Genomic DNA, 16,502 nt, shown 5'->3' on the forward strand with positions numbered 1-16,502 from the left:
CTTCAACGACCAGGCACCGTGTGACCGTCCGGCCGGGACTCACCCTCCCGCACCGTTCCACCGTCCCGCACCGTTCCGCCACCACGCGCCGCTCCACCACGGCGGTCGTCCAGGGGAGGACGCACGATGACCGACGGCACTCGGCCGCACGGGCCGCTCACCGACCTCGGGGAGACCGCGGGCAAGCAGGCCGTGGTGGTCGGCGGCGGGCTCGCCGGCATCACCGCGGCGCTCGCGCTCGCCGACGCCGGGATGCGCGTCACCCTGCTCGAAGGCAGGCCGAGGCTGGGCGGCCTGGCCTTCTCCTTCCAGCGCGGCGACCTCACCGTCGACAACGGCCAGCACGTGTATCTGCGCTGCTGCACCGCCTACCGCTGGTTCCTGGACCGGATCGGCGCGGCCGGGCTCGCCCCGCTCCAGGACCGGCTCGACGTGCCCGTCGTCGACGTGACCCGGCCCGCGGGCCGGCGGCTCGGCAGGCTGCGGCGCGACGCGCTGCCCGTCCCCCTGCACCTGGGGCGCAGCCTGGCGACGTATCCGCATCTCTCGCTCGCCGAGCGCGCCAAGGTCGGTCGTGCCGCGCTCGCGCTCAAGGGACTCGACCTCGCCGATCCGGCCCTGGACACCCAGGACTTCGGCAGCTGGCTGACCGCGCACGGTCAGTCGGCGCGGGCCGTCGAGGCGCTGTGGGACCTGGTCGGGGTCGCCACCCTCAACGCGGTCGCGGGCGACGCCTCCCTGGGGCTCGCCGCGATGGTGTTCAAGACCGGGCTGCTGTCCGACCCGGGCGCCGCCGACATCGGCTGGGCCCATGTGCCGCTGGGCGAACTGCACGACCGGCTGGCGCGCAAGGCGCTCGACTCCGCGGGCGTGCGCACCGAGACCCGTACACGGGTCACCTCCGTCTCCCGCCACGACAACGGGCGTTGGAGCGTCCGGGTGCCCGGCGAGACCCTGGAGGCGGACGCGGTCGTGCTCGCCGTACCGCAGCGCGAGACGTACGACCTGCTGCCCGCCGGCGCCCTCGACGCCCCCGAGCGGCTGCTGGAGATCGGCACCGCGCCGATCCTCAACGTCCATGTGGTCTACGACCGCAAGGTGCTGAGCGCGCCGTTCCTCGCCGCGCTCGGCACCCCCGTGCAGTGGGTCTTCGACCGCACCCACGCCTCCGGGCTGCGGCGCGGCCAGTACCTGGCGCTGTCGCAGTCGGCCGCGCAGGACGAGATCGACGAGCCCGTGGCGGCCCTGCGCGCCCGCTATCTGCCCGAGCTGGAGCGGCTGCTGCCCGCGGCGCGGGGCGCCGCCGTGCGGGACTTCTTCGTGACCCGGGAGCGCACCGCCACGTTCGCTCCCGCGCCCGGCGTCGGACGGCTCAGGCCCGGCGCCCGTACCAAGGCCCCCGGCCTGTATCTGGCCGGATCGTGGACCGCCACCGGGTGGCCCGCGACGATGGAGAGTGCGGTCCGCAGCGGGGTGAGCGCGGCCGACGCCGCGCTGCACGCCCTGGGCCGGCCCCGCCCCCGCCATCTCTTCGAGTCGAAGGTGGCGGCATGAGAGTCGACGAGCGCGCGGCAGGTCCTCGCACCTCCGGCACCGCAACAAGAGGAGAGACTGTGCCCACTGTGCCCCCGGCCTCGACGGCCGCTCGAGAGACCGCGGTGGACGTGACCGCGCTCCTGGAGCGCGGCCGGACACTGGCCACACCGGTGCTGCGGGCGGCCATCGACCGCCTGGCGCCACCCATGGACACCGTTTCCGCCTACCACTTCGGCTGGATCGACGCCGACGGCAAGCCCGTCGAGGGCGACGGCGGCAAGGCCGTGCGCCCCGCGCTCGCCCTGCTGTCCGCCGAGGTCACCGGCGCCGCCCCCGAGGTGGGCGTGCCGGGTGCCGTCGCCGTCGAACTGGTCCACAACTTCTCGCTGCTGCACGACGACCTGATGGACGGCGACGAGCAGCGCCGGCACCGCGACACCGTCTGGAAGGCGTACGGCCCGGCCCAGGCGATCCTCGCCGGTGACGCCCTGTTCGCGCTGGCGGGCGAGATCCTGCTGGAGCTGGGCACCGCCGAGGCCGCCCGCGCCACCCACCGGCTGACCACCGCCACCCGCGCGCTGATCGACGGACAGGCCCAGGACATCTCCTACGAGCACCGCGACCGCGTCAGCGTCGAGGAGTGCCTGGAGATGGAGGGCAACAAGACCGGCGCCCTGCTGGCCTGCGCCAGTTCCATCGGCGCCGTGCTCGGCGGCGCCGACGACCGCACCGCCGACGCGCTGGAGCGCTACGGCTACCACCTGGGCCTGTCCTTCCAGGCCATCGACGACCTGCTCGGCATCTGGGGCGACCCGGTGGCCACCGGCAAGCAGACCTGGAGCGACCTGCGTCAGCGCAAGAAGTCCCTGCCGGTCGTCGCCGCGCTCGCGGCCGGCGGCCCCGCCTCCGAGCGGCTCGGTGAGCTGCTCGCCGCCGACGCGGTCAGCCCCGACTTCGCCGGTTTCTCCGAGGCCGAGTTCGCCGCCCGCGCCGCGCTCATCGACGAGGCCGGCGGCCGGGAGTGGACCGCCGAGGAGGCCCGCCGCCAGCACACCATCGCCATCGAGGCCCTGGACGCCGTCGACATGCCCGAGCGGGTGCGGGCGCGGTTCACGGCGCTCGCGGACTTCGTCGTCGTACGAAAGAGATGATCATTATCGGCCGAATAGCCCTCGCGTAGTCGCCGGCCGGTGGCGCGCAGCCGCGCGCACCGGCCGACGGCGGACCCACAGCAGACGTGCCACCGAATTCGACTGCAGTGAAGGGGAAGCCATGACAGCGACGACCGACGGAAGCACCGGGGCCCTGCCGCCCCGGGCCGCCGCGGCCAGCGAAACCGAGCGCACCACCCCCGAGGCGGCCGGGGTCCACGACGCCGCCGAACGCGCCATGCGACGCGCCGTCGACCATCTGCTCGCCCGGCAGGACGCCGAGGGATGGTGGAAGGGCGACCTGGAGACGAACGTCACCATGGACGCCGAGGATCTGCTGCTCCGTCAGTTCCTGGGCATCCGTGACGAGTCCACCACCCGTGCCGCCGCCCTGTTCATCCGCGGCGAGCAGCGCGAGGACGGCACCTGGGCCACCTTCTACGGCGGACCGGGCGAACTGTCCACCACCATCGAGGCGTACGTCGCCCTGCGGCTGGCCGGGGACCCGCCCGACGCGCCGCACATGGCACGGGCAGCGGCCTGGATCCGTGAGCGCGGCGGCATCGCCGCGGCCCGGGTCTTCACCCGGATCTGGCTGGCCCTGTTCGGCTGGTGGAAGTGGGAGGACCTGCCCGAACTCCCGCCGGAACTCATCTACTTGCCGCCCTGGGTGCCGCTGAACATCTACGACTTCGGCTGCTGGGCCCGCCAGACCATCGTCCCGCTGACGATCGTCTCCGCCAAGCGCCCGGTGCGCCCCGCCCCGTTCCCGCTCGACGAGCTGCACACCGACCCGCGCAACCCGAACCCCGTCAAACCCCTGGCGCCTGCGGTGAGTTGGGACGGGGCCTTCCAGCGGCTGGACAAGGCGCTGCACGTGCTGCGCAAGGTCGCCCCGCGCCGGCTGCGCCGGGCCGCGATGAACAGCGCCGCCCGCTGGATCATCGAACGGCAGGAGAACGACGGCTGCTGGGGCGGCATCCAGCCCCCGGCCGTCTACTCGCTGATCGCCCTGCACCTGCTCGGCTACGACCTTCAGCACCCGGTGATGCGCGAGGGGCTGGCCTCGCTGGACCGGTTCGCCGTCTGGCGCGAGGACGGCGCCCGGATGGTGGAGGCATGCCAGTCGCCGGTGTGGGACACGTGCCTGGCGACCATCGCGCTGGCCGACGCAGGGGTGCCCGCCGACCATCCGCAACTGGTCAGGGCCGCCGACTGGATGCTCGGCGAGGAGATCGTGCGGCCCGGCGACTGGGCGGTGCGCCGGCCCGGACTGCCTCCGGGCGGCTGGGCGTTCGAGTTCCACAACGACAACTACCCCGACATCGACGACACCGCCGAGGTCGTCCTCGCGCTGCGCCGGGTCCGCCATCCCGACCCCGAGCGGCTGGAGAAGGCCATCGGGCGGGCGGTGCGCTGGAACCTCGGGATGCAGTCGAGGAACGGCGCGTGGGCCGCGTTCGACGTCGACAACACCAGTCCGTTCCCCAACCGGCTGCCGTTCTGCGACTTCGGCGAGGTCATCGACCCGCCCTCGGCCGATGTCACCGCGCACGTCGTGGAGATGCTCGCCGTCGAAGGGCTCGCCCACGACCCGCGCACCCGGCGCGGCGTCGACTGGCTGCTGGCCGAACAGGAGCCGGACGGCTCGTGGTTCGGACGCTGGGGCGTCAACTACCTCTACGGCACCGGATCCGTCGTACCGGCCCTGACCGCCGCGGGGCTGCCCACCACGCACCCGGCGATCCGCCGGGCGGTGGCCTGGCTGGAAGAGGTCCAGAACGACGACGGCGGCTGGGGCGAGGACCTGCGCTCGTACCAGCACGCCAAGGAGTGGAGCGGCCGGGGCGCGTCCACCGCCTCGCAGACGGCCTGGGCGCTGATGGCGCTGCTCGCCGCGGGGGAGCGGGACTCCGAGGCCGTCGAGCGCGGCATCCGGTGGCTGGCGGCGACCCAGCGCGAGGACGGCTCCTGGGACGAGCCGTACTTCACCGGCACCGGCTTCCCCTGGGACTTCTCCATCAACTACCACCTCTACCGCCAGGTGTTCCCGCTCACCGCCCTCGGCCGCTACGTCCACGGCGAACCCTTCGCCCAGGCTTCCGCGCGGGCCTTCGGCGAGGCGTCCGGCGGGCCCCGTGTCGCCGCCTCCGCCGAGCGTGAGGGGCGCGGATGACGCGCACGCCCGCACCGGCACCGCTGCTGATCGCCTGCGCGCTCGGCATCGAGCGTCTGGCCCTGCGCCTGGGCGAGCGCGGCGGCGCCGACGGGCCCGTGACCGTGCTGCGCACCGGTATGGGGCCCAAGGCGGCGGAACGGTCCGTCACCGCACTGCTCGCCGACCCGGACCTGGCCGGTGCCGCGGTGCTGGCCACCGGGTTCTGCGCCGGGCTCGCCCCCGGTATGCACCCCGGTGACCTGGTCGTCGCCGAGGAGACCCGTGACCCGCGCGGCAGCACCCCGTGCGTGGGCATCGAACTGCTGGTCAAGGAGCTGACCCGGGCCGTGCCCGGCCGTACCGTGCACACCGGGCCGCTCACCGGCTCCGACCACATCGTGCGCGGCGCCGAGCGCGCCGACCTGCTCGCGACCGGAGCGATCGCGGCCGACATGGAATCCGCGGCCACGCTGCTGAGCGCCGTACGGGCGGGCGATCGCCCTGTTGCGGCCGTCCGGGTGGTCGTGGACGCTCCCGAACATGAACTGGTCCGGATCGGCACCGTGCGCGGTGGAATATCAGCCTTCCGCGTTCTTCGCTCCGTCCTTCCCGCTTTCTTCGAATGGCACCGTTCCTTGCTGCTCCCCCGGAGGTGAGCCAGATGGCCATGCCGCTGCGTCAGTCCATCAAGGTCGCTACTTACCTGGCCGAACAGAAGCTCCGCAGGCGTGACAAATTCCCGCTCATCGTCGAACTGGAACCCCTTTTCGCCTGCAACCTCAAGTGCGAGGGCTGCGGCAAGATCCAGCACCCCGCCGGGGTGCTCAAGCAGCGCATGCCGGTGGCCCAGGCGGTGGGCGCGGTGCTGGAGTCCGGCGCGCCGATGGTGTCGATCGCCGGCGGCGAGCCTCTGATGCACCCTCAGATCGACGAGATCGTCCGCCAGTTGGTGGCCAAGCGGAAGTATGTCTTCCTGTGCACCAATGCCCTGCTGCTGCGCAAGAAGATCGAGCAGTTCACGCCCTCCCGCTACTTCGCCTTCGCCGTGCACATCGACGGACTGCGCGAGCGGCACGACGAGTCGGTGGCCAAGGAAGGCGTCTTCGACGAGGCGGTGGAGGCCATCAAGGAGGCCAAGCGGCGCGGCTTCCGGGTCACCACCAACTCCACCTTCTTCAACACCGACACCCCGCAGACCGTCATCGAGGTGCTGAACTTCCTCAACGACGACCTCAAGGTCGACGAGATGATGATCTCGCCCGCCTACGCCTACGAGAAGGCGCCCGACCAGGAGCACTTCCTCGGCGTGGAGCAGACCCGCGAGCTGTTCAGGAAGGCGTTCGCCGGCGGCAACCGGCGCCGCTGGCGGCTGAACCACTCCCCGCTCTTCCTCGACTTCCTCGAGGGCAAGGTCGACTTCCCCTGCACCGCCTGGGCCATCCCCAACTACTCCCTCTTCGGCTGGCAGCGCCCCTGCTACCTGATGAGCGACGGGTATGTGCCGACGTACCGCGAACTGATCGAGCAGACCGACTGGGACAAGTACGGCCGGGGCAAGGACCCGCGCTGCGCCAACTGCATGGCGCACTGCGGCTACGAGCCGACCGCGGTGCTGGCCACCATGGGGTCGCTGAAGGAGTCGCTGCGGGCGATGCGCGAGACGGTCAACGGAAACCGGGAGTGACCCCATGACCGCCCACCCGCTGCTGGCGAGCATCCGGCACCCGCGTGACCTGAAGGCGCTGTCCGAGGCGCAGCTTCAACGACTGACCGGCGAGATCAGGGAGTTCCTGGTGCACGCGGTCGCCAGGACCGGCGGACATCTGGGCCCCAATCTGGGGGTGGTGGAGCTGACCGTCGCCCTGCACCGGGTCTTCGACTCGCCCGTCGACCGCATCCTGTGGGACACCGGCCACCAGAGCTATGTGCACAAGCTGCTGACGGGGCGCCAGGACTTCTCCAAGCTGCGCGGCAAGGGCGGCCTGTCCGGCTATCCCTCGCGGGAGGAGTCCGAGCACGACGTCATCGAGAACAGCCACGCCTCCACCGCCCTCGGCTGGGCCGACGGGCTCGCCAAGGCCCGCCAGGTGCGGGGGGAGCAGGGACATGTCGTCGCGGTCATCGGCGACGGGGCGCTGACCGGCGGCATGGCCTGGGAAGCGCTGAACAACATCGCGGCCGCCAAGGACCGGCCGCTGATCATCGTCGTCAACGACAACGAGCGCTCCTACGCCCCGACCATCGGCGGCCTCGCCAACCACCTGGCCGCCCTGCGCACCACGGACGGCTACGAGAAGGTCCTCGCCTGGGGCAAGGAGATGCTGCTCGGCACCCCGGTCGTCGGCCACCCCCTCTACGAGGCCCTGCACGGCGCCAAGAAGGGCTTCAAGGACGCCTTCGCACCGCAGGGCATGTTCGAGGACCTGGGCCTGAAGTACGTGGGCCCGATCGACGGACACGACATCGGCGCCCTCCAGTCCGCGCTGCGCCGCGCCAAGCGCTTCCACGGACCGGTCCTGGTGCACTGCCTCACCGTCAAGGGCCGCGGCTATGAACCCGCCCTGGCCCACGAGGAGGACCGCTTCCACACGGTCGGCGCGATGGACCCCCTCACCTGCGAGCCGCTCGCTCCCTCGGGCGGCCCGTCCTGGACGTCGGTGTTCGGGGACGAGATCGTGCGGATCGGCGAGGAGCGCGAGGACGTCGTCGCCATCACCGCCGCGATGCTGCATCCGGTGGGGCTCGGGAAGTTCGCCGAGCGCTTCCCGGACCGGGTGTGGGACGTCGGCATCGCCGAGCAGCACGCGGCCGTGTCCGCGGCCGGGCTCGCCACGGGCGGGCTGCACCCCGTCGTCGCCGTCTACGCCACATTCCTGAACCGCGCCTTCGACCAGCTGCTCATGGACGTGGCCCTGCACCGCTGCGGGGTGACCTTCGTGCTGGACCGGGCCGGCGTCACCGGCACCGACGGCGCCTCCCACAACGGCATGTGGGACATGTCCGTCCTCCAGGTCGTGCCCGGCCTCAGGATCGCCGCCCCGCGCGACGCCGACCAGCTGCGGGCCCAGCTGCGGGAGGCGGTCGCCGTGGACGACGCGCCGACGCTGGTCCGCTTCCCGAAGGAGTCCGTCGGCCCGCGCATCCCGGCCGTCGACCGGGTGGGCGGCCTCGATGTGCTGCACCGCGACGAGACGCCCGAGGTGCTGCTGGTCGCGGTGGGCGTGATGGCGCGGGTCTGCCTCCAGGCCGCCGAACTGCTGCGGGCCCGCGGCATCGGGTGCACGGTCGTCGACCCGCGCTGGGTCAAGCCCGTCGATCCCGCACTGCCCCCACTCGCCGCCGGGCACCGGCTCGTCGCCGTCGTGGAGGACAACAGCCGTGCCGCCGGGGTCGGTTCGGCGGTGGCCCTGGCGCTGGGCGACGCCGATGTCGACGTTCCCGTGCGGCGCTTCGGGATCCCCGAGCAGTTCCTCGCGCACGCCAAGCGCGGCGAGGTGCTCGCCGACATCGGGCTGACCCCCGTGGAGATCGCCGGACGGATCGGTGCGAGCCTGGCCGTGAAGGAAGAGCCGTCCGAGGAGAGATCCGCATGACCACCCTCGAACCCGTCACCGGAGCAGGGCAGTTCGACCTCGCCGGGCTGCTCGCCGCGCGCGGCGCCGAACGCTACGAGCTGCACGCCAAGTACCTTAACCACCAGCTCCCGCGCATGCTGCACACCATCGGCTTCGACAAGGTCTACGAACGGGCCGAGGGCGCCTACTTCTGGGACACCGACGGGAACGACTACCTGGACATGCTCGCCGGGTTCGGCGTGATGGGCCTCGGCCGGCACCACCCGGTCGTCCGCAAGGCGTTGCACGACGTCCTCGACGCGGGCCTCGCCGACCTCACCCGGTTCGACTGCCAGCCGCTGCCCGGACTGCTCGCCGAGAAGCTGCTCGCGCACAGCCCGCACCTGGACCGGGTGTTCTTCGGCAACAGCGGCACCGAGGCGGTGGAGACCGCGCTGAAGTTCGCCCGCCGCGCCACCGGCAGACCGCGCGTGCTGTACTGCGCGCACGCCTTCCACGGTCTGACCACGGGCTCGCTGTCCGTCAACGGCGAGGACGGCTTCCGCGACGGCTTCGCCCCGCTGCTGCCCGACACCGCCGTCCCCCTCGGCGATCTCGACGCCCTCGCCCGCGAGGTGCGCAAGGGCGACGTCGCCGCGCTCATCGTCGAGCCGATCCAGGGCAAGGGCGTCCACGAGGCGCCGCCCGGCTATCTGCGCGCCGCCCAGGAGCTGCTGCACCGGCACAAGGCACTGCTGATCGCCGACGAGGTGCAGACCGGTCTCGGCCGGACCGGCGACTTCTACGCGTACCAGCACGAGGACGGCGTGGAGCCGGACCTGGTGTGCGTGGCCAAGGCGTTGTCCGGCGGGTACGTGCCGGTCGGCGCGACCCTCGGCAAGGACTGGATCTTCAAGAAGGTCTACTCGTCCATGGACCGCGTCCTGGTCCACTCGGCGAGCTTCGGCTCCAACGCGCAGGCCATGGCGGCGGGCCTGGCCGTGCTCTCCGTCATGGAGGACGAGGAGATCGTCGCCAACGCCCGGGCGACGGGAGAGCTGCTGCGGTCGCGGCTGGCGGCCCTGGTCGGGAAGTACGAGCTGCTGGCCGACGTCCGCGGCCGGGGGCTGATGGTCGGCATCGAGTTCGGCCGCCCCAAGTCGCTGAAGCTGCGCAGCCGCTGGGCCATGCTCCAGGCCGCCCGCAAGGGCCTGTTCGCGCAGATGGTGGTCGTACCGCTGCTCCAGCGGCACCGGATCCTCACCCAGGTCTCCGGTGATCATATGGAGGTCATCAAGCTGATCCCGCCGCTGATCGTGGGGGAGCGGGAGGTGGACCGGTTCGTGGACGCCTTCACCGAGGTCATGGACGACGCGCACAGCGGGGGCGGGCTGCTGTGGGACTTCGGGCGGACGCTGGTGAAGCAGGCGGTGGCGAACCGCTGACTGCCCTTTTGCCTCAGAGGCAAGAAATTTGCCCCTGGGGCAAGGGTCGGGCTGAATGGAGGGCATGAGCTCTCCCGCGTCCGAGCCCGCCTCGGACGGGCCGGTCACCCACCTGCCCGCCGTCGCGCCCCAGCTGCGGGCCCTGCGCCGCCGGGCCTCCCTCACCCTGGAGGCCGCGGCGCGGGCCGCCGGGCTCTCCCCCGCGCATCTGTCCCGGCTGGAGACCGGGCAGCGCCAGCCCTCGCTGCCGATGCTGCTCGCGCTGGCCCGTGTCTACGGTACGACGGTCTCGGAACTGCTCGGCGAGACGGTCGCCGACCGGGACGCCGTGGTGCGCGCCGCCGACATGGAGCCGACCCGTGCGGGCGGCTGGACGTACTGGCAGGCCGGGTCGCCGGGCCGCGGGATGCAGGCCCTGCGGGTGCATGTGCCGCTCGGCGCGCAGGGCGACATCGTGCGGGTGCACCCCGGTGAGGAGTGGCTGCACGTGCTGAAGGGGCGGCTGCGGCTGCGCCTGGGCGACACCACGCACCGGCTCGGCCCCGGTGACAGCGCGCACTTCGACTCGCTGACCCCGCACCGCATCGCCGCCGAGGACGAGGGCGGCGTCGATCTCCTCTTCGTCCACACCTTGCTGCAGAGCCCCACGGCCGCGTTGTGCCTGGGGTCCGACTCGACGGGAGACAGACCATGAGCGACATCGAGCAGAGGTTCCCCCGCACGCTCTGGGTCCGGCTGCTGATCTACATCGCGGCAGGGCATGTCTTCGCCGGGTTCCTGTATCTGCTGTTCGAGGTGGGCGCCAAGTAGGCGGCGCGGGCCGAGCTGCCGGGGCGGGCCGGCCCTCAGTCCAGCAGGCGCTCCCGCAGCCGCTCGCGCGTCTCGGGCGTGACGCCGAGGCCGCGCTCCAGATAGGGGTCCACGCCGCCCCACGTCTCCTCGATGGTGTCCATCGCCGCCTGGAGGTACTCGGCACGGGCGTCGAACAGGGGGCTGAGCAGCTCCATGACCTCCGGCGAGTAGGCGGAGGCGGAGTCGCCGCCCCGCCGCACCTTGTAGCGGCGGTGCTTGGCGTTGGACTCCAGGTAGTCGGCGACGATCGCCTCCCGCTCCACGCCGAGCGCCAGCAGCGTCACGGCTATGGACAGCCCCGCGCGGTCCTTGCCGGCCGCGCAGTGCATCAGCGCGGGGACACTGTCCTCGGCGAGCGCGTGCAGCACCCGTGAGTGCTCGGCGGTCCGCTCCTTGATGATCATGCGGTACGAGGCGATCATCCGGTTCGCCGCCTTGCCGTCCGCCAGGACGGAGCGCAGCTGCTCCAGGTCGCCGTCGCGGACCATCTTCCAGAACTCGGCGCCGTCGGCCGGATCGCTCAGCGGCAGATTGACGTTGCGCACACCCGGCAGCTCGACGTCCGGGCCCTCCAGCTTCTGGTCCGCCGCGTTGCGGAAGTCGAAGATCGTGTGCAGGCCCAGGGAGGCGAGGAACGCGGCGTCCTCGGCGGTCGCGTGCGCCAGATGGCCGCTGCGGAACAGCACACCGTGCCGCACCCGTCGTCCGTCGACCGTCGGCAGCCCGCCCACGTCACGGAAATTGCGCACTCCGGCCAGTTCCGGCTCGGTCGACGGGACCTGCTGCGTCACGGGGGCTCCCTCCGGTCGGGCCCCGCCGGCGCGGCTCGGCCGGCGGGCACGTCCACGACCATACGACATGGCTTCCTGGGGCAACGAGTTGTCCACAGAGCGTCCACGGACACCTGCCGTGGACGTCTGCCACGGGCGCCGCCCGCGGACGCCGTCGTGCGTCGCGCGGGCGTCGCGCACAGGTCCGGCGTACGCCCGGCGCATGTCCCGCGAACGCCGCGCGCACGGCGGCCGAACGCCGTCCGGGAGTTGTCCACAGGCATTGCGGCGCCCGGCGAGGACGCTCGATGATGTTGGGACCTGAGCGGAGCTGTCGGAATCTGGGGGAGTGGTGGCGATGCTGGAGACCGCCGAGGACGGACGCACCTGGCTGCTGTCGGGTCCGAGCAGCAGCTACGCCCTGCATCTGACCGCACGCGGCGAACTGCTGCATCTGCACTGGGGCCCCCGCATCGCCCTGGCCGACGCCGAGGCGCTCGCCGCCCGCCCGCTCCCGGACGCCTGGCCCTTCGAGTCCGAGCTGGACGGTCGCGAGGAGTACCCGGTCGAGGGCGGCCCCCGCTTCGTGCGGCCCGCCCTGTCGGTGCGCACCGAGGAGCGGCGCGGCACGCAGTGGATCTTCGAGGGGCACGAGGCGGACGCGGACGGACTGCGCCTGCGCTTCCGGGACGGCGGGCTGACGGTCACCCTGCACCACCGGATGCGCGACGACGTCGTCGAGCGCATGGTCACCCTGCGCAACGAGGGCCCGGCGGCCGTCGAGCTGCTGCGCGCCGACTCCGCGACCTGGACGCTGCCCGAGCGCGAGGGCTGGCGCCTGTCCCAGCTGCACGGCCGCTGGGCCGCCGAGTCCCGGCTGACCCGGACGCCCCTGACCTACGGAGAGAAGGTCATCGGCAGCCGCCGCGGTCACACCGGGCACCAGCACCTGCCCTGGGTGGCCCTGGACACCGACGCCACCGAGGACCGCGGCGAGGTCTACAGCTGCGCGCTCGGCTGGTCGGGCTCCTGGCGCATCGCGGTCGCCCAGCTGCCCGACGCGCGCGTGCAGATCACCGGCGGCGCCGGGTACGACGACTCCGGCCTGCTGCTCCTGGAGCCGGGGGAGTCCTTCACCACGCCCGTCTTCGCGGGCCTGTGGAGCGCGCAGGGCCACGGCGGTGCCAGCCGCGCCTGGCACACGTATCAGCGCCGGTACGTGATCCCCGGGGCCGAGCGGGACCGGCCGGTGCTGTTCAACTCCTGGGAGGCGACCGGCTTCGACATCTCCGAGGAGCAGCAGCGGGCGCTGGCGCGGCGGGCCGCGCGGATCGGCGTCGAGCTGTTCGTGGTCGACGACGGCTGGTTCGGTGCCCGCACCGGCGACCGGGCCGGACTCGGCGACTGGACCCCCAACCCCGACCGCTTCCCGGCCGGCCTCAGGCCGCTCGCGGACGAGGTCCACTCGCTCGGCATGCGCTTCGGTATCTGGGTGGAGCCCGAGATGGTCAACCCGGACAGCGACCTCTACCGGGCGCACCCGGACTGGGTGCAGTACCAGAAGGGGCGAAAGCGTACGGAATACCGCAATCAGCTGGTGCTCAACCTCGCGCGCGAGGATGTCCAGGAGTATCTGTGGGGGCAGCTCGACGCCCTGCTGTCCAGCGCCCCGATCGACTATGTGAAGTGGGACTTCAACCGTTGCTTCACCGACGCCGGCTGGCCGGGCGAGCCCTACCCGCAGCGGCTGTGGGTGGACCATGTGCGCGCGCTGTACGCCCTGTTGGACCGGCTGCGGGCGGCACACCCCGGCGTCGCCTTCGAGTCCTGCTCGGGCGGCGGCGGCCGGATCGACCTCGGCGTACTGGCCCGCACCGACCAGGTGTGGACCTCCGACAACACCGACCCCCTGGACCGGCTCGCCATCCAGCACGGCTTCAGTCAGCTGCACCCCGCACGCGTGATGGCCGCCTGGGTCACCGACAGCCCCAACACCCAGCTCAACGGCCGGGTCAGCTCGCTGCGCTTCCGCTTCGTCAGTGCCATGGCCGGGGTCCTCGGGGTCGGCGGCGACCTCATGCGCTGGAGCGAGGAGGAGCTGGCCGAGGCGGCCGGATGGGTGGCTCTCTACAAGGAGATCCGTCCCCTGGTGCAGCGCGGCGACCTGTACCGGCTGCGGCCGCCCGGCGACGGGCTGAGCGCCGTTGAGTACGTGAAGGGGGACGAGGCGGTCGTCCTCGCCTGGCTGCGGTCGCAGCGCCACGGCGAACCGGTTCCGGCGCTCCGGCTCAAGGGTCTCGACCCGGCAGCAGCGTATGAATGCCTTGAAACGGGCGAAGTGCACAGAGGTGCGGTTCTGGTGCATCACGGTCTGCGCCTCGGGCTGCGGGGCGATCTCGATGCGGCAGTTCTCCGCCTGCGCCGCATCTGAGCCTTCTGTCCGAAATGGCGCCGGAAATCCAACTCGCCCCGCACGGAAGGAACCTGGAGCGGAGTCACGTGAGGAGCGTCATATCCGTGACCGTGCGTCGCCCGTCATGCTCACGTAATCAATGTGCTTTTCAAGGGAATTTGCGGAAAGAGCCGGGACCGTAATGCACGGAGGGTGACCGGGAATTCCCCTCAAGGATCAAGAAAGAACCCTTCGGGCGGAACCTCTTGCTTGTCCCTTTGCGTCTTGGTCGCTTACGTTCGCCACCGATCCGGACGGACGCCTAATCCTGCCGCCGACCGGAGCCCGCGCAAACCCACCCGTGTACGGCAGGAGCGGGGGACCCACAGGTACTACCGCCTGTTCCGGTCTCCGGAACGGCTTGGGGTAAAGCCGCGCCCCGGCGCGGCCGGACATCTCCAGTCCGCACCCGACAGCTCACCTCGCAGGCGCCGGAGAGGAATTCGCCATGCCCGCGAAGGGTAAGCACCGCCGTCCCAAGGCCCAGCGCCTGACCCGTTCCATCGCCGCCGCCGGTACCGGTGGCGCCGCACTCGCCCTGCCCCTTCTGGGGGCCACCGGCGCGAACGCCGCGACCGGACAGTCCGTTCCGCAGGCGGCCGTCCAGTCGGCCGCCACGGTCCAGCAGACCGCCGTGAACACCAAGGCCGCCGAAAAGGCCGCGGCTCCGCGCGTCTATTCCGTGAAGGCCGGCGACTATCTCTCGAAGATCGCCGAGGAGCAGAAGGTCAGCGGCGGCTGGAAGAAGCTCTACGAGGACAACCGCGAGGTCGTCGGTGAGGACCCCTCGCTGATCCATCCGGGCCTGAAGCTGACGCTCGGCAAGAAGGCGGCGGCGCAGTCCTCCGAGTCCCAGAAGTCCTCGGGCGCGTCCAAGTCGTCCACCCGCTCCGCCGGGACCACCCAGTCGTCGGCCCCCGCCGCGGACAGCTCCGCGCAGTCGTCCTCGTCCGGCTCCTCGGCCGCCCAGGCCGACGCCGCCCCGGCGAGCGGCTTCACCGCCCCGGTCTCGGCCGGCGTGGGCACCGCCTACCGCGTGGCGGGCAGCATGTGGTCCAGCGGCTACCACACCGGCGTCGACTTCGTCGTCCCGTCCGGCACCCCGCTGAAGGCCGTGGGCCAGGGCACCGTCGTCTCGGCGGGCTGGGCCGGCGCGTACGGCAACCAGGTCGTCATCCAGCTGGCCGACGGCCACTACGCCCAGTACGCCCACCTCTCCTCCCTGTCGGTGTCGTCCGGCCAGACGGTGACGGCGGGTCAGCAGGTCGGCCTGTCCGGCTCGACCGGCAACTCCACCGGCCCGCACCTGCACTTCGAGATCCGCACCACCCCGGACTACGGCTCCGACGTGGACCCCGTGGCCTACCTCCGTTCGCACGGCGTCTCCGTCCGCTGACGCCCGCCGCCGTACCGCCGAAGGCCGGACCCTGCCCAGGGTCCGGCCTTCGGCGTGCCGACGGGGCCGCCTCGGTTGCGGCCGCACCCCAACAGGACCGGGCGGGGGAGTATTCCGGACTTGCCCAAGACTTGGGGAGTGGCTTATCTCACCGCCCGTCAACCCTTGCCTACGGTCGCGTAGGTCACATTCGAAGGTGAATCATGGGTCGATGTGGCAGACGATTCGAAGAATGACAGCAGATCAGTGATCGGGTCGTACGTGGCGGTGGGGGACAGCTTCACCGAGGGCGTGGGCGACCCCGGCCCCGACGGGGCGTTCGTCGGCTGGGCCGACCGGTTCGCGGTACTGCTCGCCGACCGGCGGCCCGAGGGCGACTTCGAGTACACCAACCTCGCCGTCCGCGGGAAGCTGCTCGACCAGATCGTGGCGGACCAGCTGCCGCGGGCCGTGGAACTCGCCCCGGATCTGGTGACCTTCTGCGCGGGCGGCAACGACATCCTCCGGCCCGGCACCGACCCCGACGAGGTCGCCGAGCGCTTCGAGCGGGCGGTCGCCGCGCTCACCGAGGCGGCCGGCACCGTGATGGTGACGACCGGGTTCGACACCCGCGGCGTCCCGCTCCTCAAGCACCTGCGCGGCAAGATCGCCACGTACAACGGCCATGTCCGGGCCGTCGCCGACCGGTACGGCTGCCCGGTGCTCGACCTGTGGTCCCTGAAGTCCGTCCAGGACCGGCGCGCCTGGGACGACGACCGCCTCCACCTCTCGCCCGAGGGCCACACCCGCGTGGCGCTGCGCGCCGGACAGGTCCTCGGCCTGGAGGTGCCCGCCGACCCCGAGCAGCCCTGGCCGCCGCTGCCGGCCCGCGGCACCCTGGAGATCCGCCGCGACGACGTCCACTGGGCCCGCGAGTACCTCGTGCCGTGGATCGGCCGCCGGCTGCGGGGGGAGTCCTCGGGGGACCACGTCACGGCCAAGGGCATGCTGAAGCCGGACGAGATCAAGATGCGCATCGAGGCGGTGGCCTGAGCGGCGACGCCCTCCCGTGGGGCGCGGGTCCGGTCGACCGGCGGCAGCCCGGCGACGGCACACCGCCCGCGCCCCGACGGCGCGTTCCGGCGTGAACCACCCGGAGAGGTGACCGCGCGGGAGTGGTGCCCGCGCCCGACGGCCGCCCGGTGCTGG

13 protein-coding genes and 1 riboswitch are annotated in these 16,502 nt (G+C 72.2%); of the genes, 12 read left to right on the forward strand and 1 reads right to left on the reverse strand.

The features are described from left to right. The first annotated feature begins 126 nt into the window (after nt 1-126). The 9 genes from hpnE to ACSU6M_RS28790 all read left to right on the forward strand — a co-directional run bounded on the left by hpnE (nt 127) and on the right by ACSU6M_RS28790 (nt 10,654). On the forward strand, nt 127-1,554 hold the full coding sequence (hpnE, locus tag ACSU6M_RS28750; RefSeq protein ID WP_437073527.1) for a hydroxysqualene dehydroxylase HpnE: 1,428 nt from the start codon (nt 127-129) through the stop codon (nt 1,552-1,554). A gap of 68 nt (nt 1,555-1,622) precedes the next feature. Then, entirely contained in the window at nt 1,623-2,687 is a 1,065-nt protein-coding gene (locus ACSU6M_RS28755) for a polyprenyl synthetase family protein (protein ID WP_437075398.1), read from the forward strand. 121 nt (nt 2,688-2,808) lie between these two features. Then, nucleotides 2,809-4,863: a squalene--hopene cyclase gene (shc, locus tag ACSU6M_RS28760; protein ID WP_437073529.1), complete on the forward strand. Its 2,055-nt coding sequence runs from the start codon at nt 2,809-2,811 to the stop codon at nt 4,861-4,863. Then, nucleotides 4,860-5,501, forward strand: a complete 642-nt coding sequence (locus ACSU6M_RS28765) for a phosphorylase family protein (protein ID WP_437073530.1) — start codon at nt 4,860-4,862, stop codon at nt 5,499-5,501. The genes shc and ACSU6M_RS28765 overlap by 4 nt, the downstream gene beginning before the upstream one ends. Nucleotides 5,502-5,506: 5 nt before the next feature. Continuing rightward, on the forward strand, nt 5,507-6,529 hold the full coding sequence (gene hpnH / locus ACSU6M_RS28770) for an adenosyl-hopene transferase HpnH (RefSeq protein WP_437073532.1): 1,023 nt from the start codon (nt 5,507-5,509) through the stop codon (nt 6,527-6,529). 4 nt (nt 6,530-6,533) lie between these two features. After that, nucleotides 6,534-8,438, forward strand: a complete 1,905-nt coding sequence (gene dxs, locus ACSU6M_RS28775; RefSeq protein ID WP_437073534.1) for a 1-deoxy-D-xylulose-5-phosphate synthase — start codon at nt 6,534-6,536, stop codon at nt 8,436-8,438. After that, nucleotides 8,435-9,844, forward strand: a complete 1,410-nt coding sequence (locus ACSU6M_RS28780; RefSeq protein WP_437073535.1) for an aspartate aminotransferase family protein — start codon at nt 8,435-8,437, stop codon at nt 9,842-9,844. The genes dxs and ACSU6M_RS28780 overlap by 4 nt, the downstream gene beginning before the upstream one ends. A 64-nt stretch (nt 9,845-9,908) precedes the next feature. Continuing rightward, entirely contained in the window at nt 9,909-10,538 is a 630-nt protein-coding gene (locus ACSU6M_RS28785) for a helix-turn-helix domain-containing protein (RefSeq protein ID WP_437073537.1), read from the forward strand. Then, nucleotides 10,535-10,654 (forward strand): DUF6126 family protein, encoded by a 120-nt coding sequence (locus ACSU6M_RS28790; protein ID WP_437073538.1) that lies wholly within the window; start codon nt 10,535-10,537, stop codon nt 10,652-10,654. The genes ACSU6M_RS28785 and ACSU6M_RS28790 overlap by 4 nt, the downstream gene beginning before the upstream one ends. Before the next feature lie 35 nt (nt 10,655-10,689). Here the strand turns inward: ACSU6M_RS28790 and ACSU6M_RS28795 are convergent, their stop codons facing one another. Further along, entirely contained in the window at nt 10,690-11,487 is a 798-nt protein-coding gene (locus tag ACSU6M_RS28795; protein WP_437073539.1) for a tyrosine-protein phosphatase, read from the reverse strand. Between the two features lie 337 nt (nt 11,488-11,824). On the opposite strand from ACSU6M_RS28795, the gene ACSU6M_RS28800 reads away from it, so the two are divergent. The 3 genes from ACSU6M_RS28800 (at nt 11,825) to ACSU6M_RS28810 (ending at nt 16,346) form a co-directional block, all read left to right on the forward strand. Beyond that, on the forward strand, nt 11,825-13,897 hold the full coding sequence (locus tag ACSU6M_RS28800) for an alpha-galactosidase (protein WP_437073540.1): 2,073 nt from the start codon (nt 11,825-11,827) through the stop codon (nt 13,895-13,897). Between the two features lie 307 nt (nt 13,898-14,204). Further along, nucleotides 14,205-14,362, forward strand: a riboswitch (cyclic di-AMP (ydaO/yuaA leader). 4 nt (nt 14,363-14,366) lie between these two features. Next, a complete protein-coding gene (locus tag ACSU6M_RS28805; protein ID WP_437073541.1) occupies nt 14,367-15,314 on the forward strand; it encodes a M23 family metallopeptidase in 948 nt (315 codons plus the stop codon). A gap of 246 nt (nt 15,315-15,560) precedes the next feature. Then, on the forward strand, nt 15,561-16,346 hold the full coding sequence (locus ACSU6M_RS28810; RefSeq protein ID WP_437073543.1) for an SGNH/GDSL hydrolase family protein: 786 nt from the start codon (nt 15,561-15,563) through the stop codon (nt 16,344-16,346). Nucleotides 16,347-16,502: the final 156 nt, after the last annotated feature.

The organism is Streptomyces sp. enrichment culture (assembly GCF_964272895.1).
Classification (GTDB): domain Bacteria; phylum Actinomycetota; class Actinomycetes; order Streptomycetales; family Streptomycetaceae; genus Streptomyces.

Bases quoted from the DNA above. Each gene is read 5' to 3' on its own strand.
- ACSU6M_RS28780 (WP_437073535.1), top strand. From the start codon at position 8,435: ATGACCACCCTCGAACCCGTCACCGGAGCAGGGCAGTTCGACCTCGCC.
- ACSU6M_RS28765 (WP_437073530.1), top strand. From the start codon at position 4,860: ATGACGCGCACGCCCGCACCGGCACCGCTGCTGATCGCCTGCGCGCTC.
- ACSU6M_RS28785 (WP_437073537.1), top strand. From the start codon at position 9,909: ATGAGCTCTCCCGCGTCCGAGCCCGCCTCGGACGGGCCGGTCACCCAC.
- dxs (WP_437073534.1), top strand. From the start codon at position 6,534: ATGACCGCCCACCCGCTGCTGGCGAGCATCCGGCACCCGCGTGACCTG.
- ACSU6M_RS28790 (WP_437073538.1), top strand. From the start codon at position 10,535: ATGAGCGACATCGAGCAGAGGTTCCCCCGCACGCTCTGGGTCCGGCTG.
- ACSU6M_RS28805 (WP_437073541.1), top strand. From the start codon at position 14,367: ATGCCCGCGAAGGGTAAGCACCGCCGTCCCAAGGCCCAGCGCCTGACC.
- shc (WP_437073529.1), top strand. From the start codon at position 2,809: ATGACAGCGACGACCGACGGAAGCACCGGGGCCCTGCCGCCCCGGGCC.
- hpnH (WP_437073532.1), top strand. From the start codon at position 5,507: ATGGCCATGCCGCTGCGTCAGTCCATCAAGGTCGCTACTTACCTGGCC.
- hpnE (WP_437073527.1), top strand. From the start codon at position 127: ATGACCGACGGCACTCGGCCGCACGGGCCGCTCACCGACCTCGGGGAG.
- ACSU6M_RS28800 (WP_437073540.1), top strand. From the start codon at position 11,825: ATGCTGGAGACCGCCGAGGACGGACGCACCTGGCTGCTGTCGGGTCCG.